We start from the raw sequence: 10,241 nt of genomic DNA on the forward strand, positions 1-10,241 counted from the left end.
CGACCTGGCGGCGACGTTCGGGAAGCTCACTGACGGGGACGCCGGGACGGGCCGGCAGGCCGTCGCCCTGGTGGCCGTCGTCGGCGTGGCCGCCGTGGCCCTGGCCCGGCTGGGGCCGCCGGGGCGCTCGCCCGTCCACCCGCTGGCCGCGACGGTCGTGGCCGGCGGCGTGCTCCTCTCCGTGCCCCACTTCGGCTACGACCTGCTCCTCGTGGCCTGGCCGCTCGCCGTGCTCGCGGCCGGGGCCCGCCGGGACGACCCGCCCCTCGCCACCCCGGTCCGTGCCGTGCTCGTCGCCCTCCTCGCCGTCCCCCTGCTCCACGTGGCGCGGGTCGAGTCGGTCATCGAGGCGCTCGGCGTGCCGGACGACTGGCGGTCGGCCATGGACGGCGCCGCCGTCGCCGTGGCGTTCGCCGTGGCCGCCGGCGCGGCCGTCGTTCAGTCGGCCGGCGGGGGCGAGGGGCGGCCGCCGCTCGACGCCCGGAGCACGGCCGTGCCGAGGTGGAACAGCTCCTCGAAGTAGCGCTTGGCCTGGAGGGCGAGCACGCCGAGGCCGAGGAGCAGCACGGCCAGCAGCAGGGCGACGATGGCGACGAGGAACGACTCGGGGCTGCGGTCGAGGCCCCCGGTGATCGCCGCCGACAGGCTCCGGTGGGCCATCGGCAGGTCGCCGTACTCCTGGCTCACCACCACCGCCGCCCACGTGCCGAACACGGCCGACACGAGGAGCAGGAGCAGGCCGGGGAGGATGAAGAACATGAACGGCCGGAACAGGAACCCGGCCACCAGCTGCTTCAGGGTCGTCCACACGAGGCGGGGGTCGATGCGGCCCTTGCCCCGGTGGGCGACGATGGCCGACCAGTCGAGGTGGGCCGGGATCTCCTCGATGCGGGCCCGCAGGATCTGGGCCTTGTAGACGATCTCGGTGTTGACGTCGGCGTCGACCGCCTTCAGGTCGAGCGTGCGGATGAACAGCCCGTCGTAGGCCCGGACGAGGCCGGTGAGCGTGCGCAGGCGGGTCTGGCTGGTCAGGTTCTGCTGCGCGGTGAGCGACAGGAACCGGTTGGCCCACGACGACAGCACCCGGCGGAACGGGGGCACCGCGGTGGTCCGCCCGCCCTCCATGTACGGGGACGCGATCACGATCTTCGCCCTCGTGGCGCTGATCGTCTCGAGGAGGCGGTCGATGTGGTCGGGCGAGTAGCTGAGGTCGCTGTCGAAGGTGACGACGTACTCGCCCCGTGACTGGCCGAAGCCGAAGCGCAGCGCCGAGCCGAGGCGGAAGTTGGTGACGTGGCGGAGGACCCGGACGCCGGGGTGGGCGGCGGCGAACGCGTCGGCCATCGCCGCGGTGGTGTCGGTGGAGCCGTCGTCCACGACGAGCACCTCGAACTCCCAGCGGTCCTCGAGGGTGCGCAGGTGCTCCACCAGCCGGGTCATGCACGGCTCGAACAGGGCCGCCTCGTTGTAGACCGGGACCACCACGCTGACGAGCGGTCGCCGGGTGGTGGTCACAGCGGCCGCCACAGTACCGGCCGGACGTGGCGCCGTCGGTGGACGGCGCCGTCCGGCGCGCTGCCGGCGGGCCGGGCACCGGCCCTACGCTGCCCGACCGGTGGACGCGCCCTCCCTCGACCTCCCGCCCGGCTCGGTCGCGGTCGTGCTCGGCACCCGGCCGGAGGCCGTGAAGCTGGCCGGGGTCGTCCGCCTCCTCGGGCCGGCGGCCACGGTCGTGCACAGCGGCCAGCACTGGGCGCCCGAGCTGGCGGCCGGGGTGCTGGAGGAGGTCGGCTTCCCGGCGCCCGACGCCACCCTCGACGTGGGCGGGGGCTCGCGGGGCGCGCAGCTCGGGCAGGTGGTGGCCCGCCTGGACGCGAGGTTCGCCGACCGGCCGCCGCTCGCCGTCGTCGTCCAGGGCGACACGACCACGACCCTCGGCGGGGCGCTGGCCGCCAACGCCGCCGGCGTGCCCGTCGTCCACGTGGAGGCCGGCCTGCGGAGCTTCGACCGGCGCATGCCCGAGGAGCACAACCGGGTGCTGACCGACCACCTGGCCGACCTGTGCTGCGCGCCCACCGAGGTGAGCAGGGACCACCTCGTGGCCGAGGGCATCGCCGCCGAGCGGGTGGAGGTCACCGGCAACACCGTCGTCGAGGCCGTCGGCCGCCTCACCCCGCCGCCGCCGGAGCGGGCCGCCCACCTGGCCGCCGCCGGGGTCGAGCCCGACCGGTTCGTGCTGGCCACCCTCCACCGCCCGGAGAACGTGGACGACGCGGCCGTGCTCGGGGCCGTCCTCGACGAGCTCGCCGCGCTGCCCCTCCCCGTCGTGCTCCCGCTGCACCCGCGGACGGCGGCCAGGGCCGCCGGGTTCGGCCTCGACGGCGCCCTCGCCCGCCTGCGGGTGTGCCCGCCGCTGACGCCCCGGCCGTTCCTCGCCCTCGCCGCCGAGGCGGCGCTGTGGGTGAGCGACTCGGGCGGCCTCCAGGAGGAGGCCAGCGTGCTGAAGCGGCCGGTGGTCGTCGTCCGGGCGTCCACCGAGCGGCCCGAGGTGCAGGGCACGTTCGCCGTCCTCGTCCCGCCGGGGCCGGGGATCGGCGAGGCGGCCAGGGCCTGGCTGGACGACCTGCCGGCCGTGCACGCCCGCCTCGCCGGCCTGCCGACGCCGTACGGCGACGGGTCGGCGTCGGCCCGCACGGTGGCCGCCCTCGGCCGGCTGCTCGGGGTGGCCGGGTGCGGCTGAGCCGCCGGGCGTTCCTCGCCGGGACGCTCCTCGCCGCCTGCACGAGGGAGCGGGAGACGGGGTCGCCGTCGTCGTCGACCACGTCGACGACGGCCGCGGCCGCCGGCTCGACGACGACCTCGGCCTTGCCCCGCCTCGACGGCCCGGCCTTCACGCTCGGCGTGGCGTCGGGCGACCCGGCCCCCGACGGCGTCGTGCTGTGGACCAGGCTGCTCCCGCCGGGCGAGGTGCCGGCCGTCGACCTCCCGGTGCGCTGGGAGGTGGCCGAGGACGAGGGGTTCCGCTCGATGGTCGCCACCGGCACGGCCACGGCGGCGGCCGACCTCGCCCACTCCGTCCACGTGGAGGTCGGCGGGCTCGCGCCGGGGCGGGACCACTGGTACCGGTTCCTGCTCGGCGACGAGGAGAGCCCGGTGGGCCGGACGAGGACCCTGCCCGACGCCGGCGCGGCCGTGGACCGGTGGCGGCTGGCGTTCGCGTCGTGCCAGAACTGGCAGAGCGGGTGGTGGCCCGCCCTCGCCCACCTGGCCGAGGAGGACCTCGACCTCGTCGTCCACCTCGGCGACTACGTGTACGAGAGCGGGGCCGGCGGCGACCTGGCCGGCCGGCGCCACGAGCCCGACCACGAGTGCGCCACCCTCGACGACTACCGGTCCAGGTACGCCCAGTACAAGGGGGACCCGGCCCTCCGGGCCGCGCACGCCGCCGCGCCGTGGGTCGTCACCTGGGACGACCACGAGGTCGCCAACAACTACGCCGGCGACACCGAGGACGCCGACCGGCGCCTCGCCGGGTACCGGGCCTGGTACGAGCACCAGCCGGTGCGCCTGCCCCGGCCGTCGGCGCTGCCCTACGCCGTCCACCGGTCCTTCGACGTCGGCGGGCTGGCCCGGCTGTTCCTGCTCGACACCCGCCAGTACCGCACCGACCAGCCGTGCGGGCGGGAGGACGACGTGGGCGGCCCGTGCCCCGGCATGGACGAGCCGGCGGCGACCATGACCGGCGCCGAGCAGGAGGCGTGGCTGTTCGACGGGCTGGACGCCTCCGGCGCCACGTGGAACGTGATCGGCCAGCAGACGGTGATGGCGCGCGTCGACCTGTTCCCCGGCCCCGGCGAGGTGTTCAACCTCGACCAGTGGGACGGCTACCCGGCGGCCCGCCAGCGCCTGCTGTCCCACCTCGCCGACGCCGGGACGGCCAACCCGGTGGTGCTCACCGGCGACATCCACGCCAGCGGGGTGGCCGACCTGCTGGCCGACTTCGGCGACCCGTCGTCGCCGGTGGTCGGCACCGAGCTCGTCGGCACGTCGATCAGCAGCGGCTTCCCGGCCGAGCTCGCCGACCTCGTGCGGGCCGCCGTCGGCGCCCTCCCGTGGTCCCGGTACTTCGAGCCCGAGCGGCGGGGCTACGTGCGCTGCACGGTCGACGAGTCGCAGTGGCTGGCCGAGTACCGCTACGTCGCCTCGACCGCCGACGGCCCCGAGTCGCCGGTCGAGACGGCGGCCGCGTTCGTGGTCGAGGCCGGCCGGCCCGGGGCCGAGCCGGCCTGAGCGCGCGGCCGTGCCCCGCCGCCGCCTGGGCGTCGCCCTGCTCGTCCCCCCGCCCATCGCCGGCGAGGTCGACGGCCTGCGGCGGGCGTGCGGCGACCCGTCGCTCGGCCGGGTGGTGCCCCACCTCACGCTCGTCCCGCCGGTCAACGTCCGGGTCGAGCGCATGGGCGAGGCGCTGGCCGTGGTGCGGGCGGCCGCCGCCGCGTCGGCCCCGCTCCACCTGGCGCTCGGGCCGGCGGCGACGTTCTGGCCCGACACGCCGGTGCTGTACCTGGCCGTCGGCGGCGACCTCGACGGCGTCCACCGGCTGCGGGACGCCGTGTTCGCCGAGCCGCTGGCCCGCACGCTGACCTGGCCGTTCCTCCCGCACGTCACCCTGGCCGACGGCCTGGCGCCCGAGCGGCTGGCCGCCGCCGTCGACGCCCTCGCCGACTTCACCGCCGGCATCACCGTCGACCGCCTCCACCTCATGGAGGAGACGAGGGACGCCACCGGCCGGCGGGTGTGGGGCCCGATCGCCGACGCCCCCCTCGGACCGCCCGCCGTCGTCGGGCGGGGCGGGCTGGAGCTGGCCCTGTCCGCCACCCTGCTCGTCGACCCGGAGGCGGCGGCGGCGACGGGCGTGGCCCCGCCCCGGCCCGGCGCCGGCGGGCGGCCGCTCGTCGTCACCGGCCGCCGGCGGGACGGCGTGGCGGGCGTGGCCACGGGGTGGACGAGGGACGGTACCGCCCACCTCACCGCCGTCGCCGTCGTGCCCGCCGCCCGCGGCGAGGGGGTCGGCCGCCACCTCGTCGCCGCCTGGCGGGCCGCCGCCACCGGGCGGGGGTCGACCGTGCTCGACGCGTCGGCGGCGGCGGCCGCCGGCGACGACGTGCGCGCCTTCCTCGCCGCCGTCGCTACCGTCGCCCCGTGAACCGCACCTGGGCGCGAGCCCTCGTCACCGGGGCGTCGGGCGGGATCGGCGAGGCGATCGCGCGCCGCCTGGCCGCCGACGGCACGTCCCTCGTCGTCGTCGCCCGCAGCGCCGACCGGCTCGAGGCGCTCGCCACGGAGGTCCGCCAGCGCAACGGCGTCGAGGTCGAGGTGCTGGCCGCCGACCTCGAGGACGGCGCCGGCCTGGCCCGGGTCGAGGACCGGGTGCGGGCCGCCGACCGGCCCGTCGACCTGCTCGTCAACAACGCCGGCTACGGCCACGGCGGCGCCTTCGTGGACGGCCCCGCCGACGTGCACGAGGGGATGATCCGGCTGAACGTGCTGGCCCTCGTCCGGCTCACGCACGCCGCCCTGCCGGGGATGATCGCCCGGGGGAGCGGCACCGTCCTCAACATCTCGTCGGTGGCCGGGTTCCAGCCGCTGCCCTACAGCGCGACCTACGCGGCGACCAAGGCGTTCGTCACCAGCTTCGGGGAGTCCGTCGCCGAGGAGGTCCGCTCCGCCGGCGTGACGGTGACGACGTCCTGCCCCGGGTTCACGAGGACCGGGTTCCAGGCCCGCTCGGGGATCGGCGAGGCGGGCGACGACCGCATCCCCCGCTTCGCCTGGATGACCGCCGACGCCGTCGCCGGCGAGACCCTGGACGCCGCCCGCAGGGGCGACCCGCTCTGCGTGCCCGGCACCGGTTACAAGGCGCTGGTCGCCGTGTCCCGCCCGGCGCCCCTGTGGCTCCGGCGCCGGGTGACGGCCCGCCTGACCAGGCGCTAGCCGAACTCGATCATCGAGAAGCCGGACAGCTTGTCCAGGCGGTGGCGGGCGTTGATGAGCCGCACGGTGCCGGACTTGGACCGCATGACGAGGGACTGGGTGGTGGCGCCCCTGCTGTCGTAGTGGACGCCCTTCAGCAGCTCGCCGTCGGTGATGCCGGTGGCGGCGAAGAAGCAGTTGTCGCCGCCGACCAGCTCGTCGGTGGAGAGCACCCGGTCGAGGTCGTAGCCGGCGTCGAGGGCGGCCCTGCGCTCCTCGTCGTTGCGGGGCCACAGCCGGCCCTGGATCTCGCCGCCCATGCACTTCAGGGCGGCGGCCGAGATGACCCCCTCGGGCGTGCCGCCGACCCCGAACAGGATGTCGGCGCCGGTGTCGGGCCAGGCCGTGGACAGCGCACCGGCCACGTCGCCGTCGGGGATGAGCCGGATGCGGGCGCCGGCCGCCCGCACCTCGGCGATCAGCTCCTGGTGCCGGGGCCGGTCGAGGATCACGGCGGTGACGTCCCGCACCGACTCGCCCTTGGCCTTGGCCACCGCCCGGAGGTTGTCGGTCGGTGAGGCGTTGAGGTCCACGGCCCCGACCGACTCGGGCCCGACGGCCAGCTTCTCCATGTACACGCACGGCCCGGGGTTGAACATCGTGCCCCGCTCGCTGGCGGCGATCACGGAGATGGCGTTGCCCCGGCCGAGCGACGTGAGCGTCGTGCCCTCCACCGGGTCGACGGCGATGTCGGTCTCGGGCGCGGTGCCGTCGCCGATCCGCTCGCCGTTGTAGAGCATCGGCGCCTCGTCCTTCTCGCCCTCGCCGATGACGACGATGCCGTCCATCGGCACGGTGTTCAGCACGATGCGCATGGCGTCGACGGCCGCCCCGTCGGCCCCCTCCTTGTCGCCCCGCCCCATCCACCGGGAGGCGGCCATGGCCGCCGCCTCCGTCACCCGCACCAGCTCGAGGGCGAGGTTGCGGTCAGGCGCGTGCGAGCTCTCCGACGGCAGGCGCGGGAAGATAGCCGGGCCGGTGGGCCACCGACCCTGGCGGGAGGCGGGCGCCGGGGGGGTGTGGCGGGGCGCCGACCGGCGATACTTGGCCCCATGAGCGCTCGGGACGACTGGCGACAGGCCTACGAGGCGTCGAAGCTCCGCGATGCGGACTTCGAGACGATGTCGGGGGTGCCGCTCGAGCCGGTGTACGGCCCCGACGACGGCGACTTCCCCGGGGCCTACCCGTACACGCGGGGCCCGTACGCGTCGATGTACCGCTCGAAGCTCTGGACGATGCGGATGTTCGCCGGCTTCGGGACGGCCGACGACACCAACGGCCGGTTCAAGGAGATCCTCCGGGCCGGCGGCGACGGCCTGTCGACCGCCTTCGACCTCCCGACGCTCATGGGCCGCGACTCCGACGACCCGCACAGCGAGGGCGAGGTGGGCAAGTGCGGCGTCGCCGTCGACACCCTGGCCGACGTCGAGGACCTCTACGCCGGCATCGACCTCGGCTCGGTCACCACGTCGATGACGATCAACTCGCCGGCCCCGGTGATCTTCGCCATGTACATCGCCACCGCGGAGAAGACGGGGGTGGAGCGCAAGCGCCTCGGCGGCACGCTCCAGAACGACATCCTGAAGGAGTACCAGGCCCAGAAGGAGTTCGTCTTCCCGCCCCGGCCGTCCATGCGCCTCGTCCGGGACGTGATCGCGTTCTGCGCGGCCGAGATGCCGAAGTGGCACCCCGTCTCGATCTCGGGCTACCACATCCGCGAGGCGGGCTCGACGGCGGCCCAGGAGCTGGCCTTCACCCTCGCCAACGGCTTCGCCTACGTGGAGCTGGCCCGGTCGGCCGGGCTGGAGGTCGACGCCTTCGCCCCCCGGCTGTCGTTCTTCTTCAACGCCCACATCGACTTCTTCGAGGAGATCGCCAAGTACCGCGCGGCCCGGCGCATCTGGGCCAGGTGGATGAAGGAGCGCTACGGCGCCACCAGCCCCCGGTCGCTCCAGCTGCGGTTCCACACCCAGACGGCGGGCGTGTCGCTCACGGCCCAGCAGCCCGAGGTGAACGTGGCCCGCACGGCGATCGAGGCGCTGGCCGGCGTGCTCGGTGGCACCCAGTCGCTGCACACGAACTCGATGGACGAGGCCCTCGCCCTGCCCACCGAGAAGGCCGCCCGCATCGCCCTCCGCACCCAGCAGGTGATCGCCTTCGAGACCGGCGTGGCCAACGTGGCCGACCCGCTCGGGGGCTCGTGGTTCGTCGAGGCCATGACCGACGAGATCGAGCGCCAGGCCGAGGAGATCTTCGCCCACCTCGACGAGCTCGGGCACGGGTCGATCCTCGAGGGCGCGTACGCGGGGATCGACAACGGCTACTTCGTCGGCGAGATCGCCGAGTCCGCCTACCAGATGGAGCGGAAGATCAACAGCGGGCGCCGGGTGGTCGTCGGCGTCAACCGCTTCACCGAGGGCAGCGAGGACGACGACCTCGACATCCTCCAGATCACCGCGGAGTACGAGCAGCGCCAGATCAAGCGGCTGGCCGAGGTGAAGGCCGACCGGGACGCCGACGCCGTGCGCGACGCCCTCGCCCGGCTGGCGGCCGAGGCGGCCGACCCCGAGGTGAACCTCATGCCGGCCCTGGTCGACACCGTGCGCACCTACGCCACCGAGGGCGAGATCATCGACGCCCTGGCCGGCGTGTTCGGCCGGTACGTGGAGACGCCCGTCCTCTAGCGAGGACGGGCGTCCGGTCAGCGGCTGTCGTCCGCGTCGGTCGACTGCTCCGCGACCTGGTGGTCACGGGCCTGGCGGCGGAGGCGCCGCTGGCGGTCGAGGGCGACGGTGGCGGTGTCGGCGGGCAGGTTGAACATGGTCGTGCTCCTGTTGCTGGCCCCGGCGGGCGGGCGCGCGCCGGGAAGGGGTGGACGGTGGTGCGGGACGCGGCGTGCCGGCCGCTAGGCCGGCCCGGAGGGGAGCCCCGCCGGCCCAGCGGCGGGCGCGCCGACGGCGGCCCGGTCCTCGCTGGTCGTGTCGGCGGTCATGCGTCCCTCCTGGCCTGGTGCTCGCGTCATTCGTAGTTGCTAACGATCGCGAGCACGAGGCGATTCCGGCGGGGTGGTGGTCGTGCGTCACGCACTAGCCTCCGCGCCCTGTGCCCCAGCCGACCGTGACCGCGGCCATGTGCGCCTACGGGCGCACCCTGGCCGAGCCCCGGCTGTCGCCCGACGGGTCCCGGCTGGCGTTCCTCGCCAACGTGCTCGGCCGGGGCGCGGTCGTCGTGGTGCCGGTGGCCGGGGGACCGGAGCTCACCGTCACGGCCGGCCCGCCGCCCCGCCCGGCCGCGGCGTACGGCGGCGGCGCCTTCGACTGGACACCGGACGGCGGGGCGATCGTCTACGCCGCCGTCGATGGCGGGCTGTGGCTCGTCCCGGCGACCGGCGGGCGCCCCCGCCAGGTCGTCGAGCGGCCCTCGTCGGGCGCGGCGACGGCGCCGGCGGTCTCGCCCGACGGCACCAGGGTCGCCTACCTCGTCGACGCCCACCACGTGGCCGTCGCCTCCCTCGAGGAGGGCGGGTCGTGGCCGGTGCGCCTGTCGGCCGGGGCCGACTTCTGCTTCGACCCGGCCTGGTCGCCCGACGGCCGCCTCGTCGCCTGGCACGAGTGGGACGTGCCGGCCATGCCGTGGGACGCCAGCCGGGTGGTGGTCGCCCCGTCGGACGGGAGCGCCGCCCCGGTCACGGTGGCCGGCGGCGACAGGGTGTCGACGGCCCAGCCCCGGTTCTCCCCGGCCGGCGACCGGCTCGGGTTCCTGTGCGACGCCACCGGCTGGCTCAACCTGTGGTCGGCGGCGCCCGACGGCACGGGGGCGGCCCCGCTCCTGGAGGAGCCGTTCGAGCACGGCGACCCGACCTGGGGCCCTGGCCAGCGGTCGTGGGCCTGGTCGCCCGACGGCCGCTCGGTGGCCCACACCCGCAACGAGCGGGGGTTCGGGTCCCTCCACGTCGCCGACCTCGACGGCGGCGACCGGCGGGAGCTCGGCCGGGGCGTCCACGGCGGCCTGTCCTGGGTCGGCGCCACCCTGGCCGCCGTCCGCAGCGGCGCCCGCACCCCGACCCAGGTCGTCGCCTACGACCTCCCCGGCGGCGACCGGCGCACCCTGGCGCGCGGCCCCGTCGGCGGGTTCGAGGCGGCCGGGCTGGTGGAGCCCGAGGCCGTCACCTGGGAGGGCGAGGACGGCGGCACCGTCCACGGCCGCCTGTA

9 protein-coding genes are annotated in these 10,241 nt (G+C 75.9%); 7 read left to right on the plus strand and 2 right to left on the minus strand.

From position 1 onward, the window contains the following. On the plus strand, positions 1-523 hold a 523-nt coding region (locus VGB14_05830; protein ID HEX9992428.1), incomplete at its 5' end, for a hypothetical protein. On the opposite strand, the gene VGB14_05835 is transcribed toward VGB14_05830, so the two are convergent. Further along, positions 439-1,515, minus strand: coding sequence for a glycosyltransferase family 2 protein (locus tag VGB14_05835; GenBank protein HEX9992429.1), 1,077 nt, complete (start codon positions 1,513-1,515; stop codon positions 439-441). The genes VGB14_05830 and VGB14_05835 overlap by 85 nt on opposite strands. 100 nt (positions 1,516-1,615) lie before the next feature. Here VGB14_05835 and wecB point away from each other — a divergent pair, with 100 nt between their 5' ends. Genes wecB through VGB14_05855 form a run of 4 tightly spaced genes read left to right on the plus strand, consistent with a single transcriptional unit; the run spans position 1,616 to position 5,991 of the window. Continuing rightward, positions 1,616-2,740, plus strand: coding sequence for a UDP-N-acetylglucosamine 2-epimerase (non-hydrolyzing) (gene wecB, locus VGB14_05840; protein HEX9992430.1), 1,125 nt, complete (start codon positions 1,616-1,618; stop codon positions 2,738-2,740). Continuing rightward, positions 2,731-4,290, plus strand: coding sequence for an alkaline phosphatase D family protein (locus tag VGB14_05845; GenBank protein HEX9992431.1), 1,560 nt, complete (start codon positions 2,731-2,733; stop codon positions 4,288-4,290). Before wecB ends, VGB14_05845 begins: the two co-directional genes overlap by 10 nt. Before the next feature lie 10 nt (positions 4,291-4,300). Next, positions 4,301-5,203 (plus strand): GNAT family N-acetyltransferase, encoded by a 903-nt coding sequence (locus VGB14_05850; GenBank protein ID HEX9992432.1) that lies wholly within the window; start codon positions 4,301-4,303, stop codon positions 5,201-5,203. Continuing rightward, the gene (locus VGB14_05855; GenBank protein ID HEX9992433.1) at positions 5,200-5,991 is read left to right on the plus strand and encodes an SDR family oxidoreductase; all 792 of its coding nucleotides are present in this window, start codon (positions 5,200-5,202) and stop codon (positions 5,989-5,991) included. Before VGB14_05850 ends, VGB14_05855 begins: the two co-directional genes overlap by 4 nt. Here the strand turns inward: VGB14_05855 and glpX are convergent. After that, entirely contained in the window at positions 5,988-6,998 is a 1,011-nt protein-coding gene (gene glpX, locus VGB14_05860; GenBank protein HEX9992434.1) for a class II fructose-bisphosphatase, read from the minus strand. The two genes, VGB14_05855 and glpX, sit on opposite strands and share 4 nt — an antisense overlap. Before the next feature lie 84 nt (positions 6,999-7,082). Here glpX and VGB14_05865 point away from each other — a divergent pair, with 84 nt between their 5' ends. Together VGB14_05865 and VGB14_05870 are read left to right on the plus strand one after the other, a co-directional pair. Continuing rightward, positions 7,083-8,714: a methylmalonyl-CoA mutase family protein gene (locus tag VGB14_05865; GenBank protein ID HEX9992435.1), complete on the plus strand. Its 1,632-nt coding sequence runs from the start codon at positions 7,083-7,085 to the stop codon at positions 8,712-8,714. A 418-nt stretch (positions 8,715-9,132) separates the two neighbouring features. Then, the coding region (locus VGB14_05870) for a hypothetical protein (GenBank protein ID HEX9992436.1) at positions 9,133-10,241 on the plus strand (1,109 nt) is incomplete at its 3' end.

Source organism: Acidimicrobiales bacterium, from assembly GCA_036399815.1.
Classification (GTDB): domain Bacteria; phylum Actinomycetota; class Acidimicrobiia; order Acidimicrobiales; family DASWMK01; genus DASWMK01.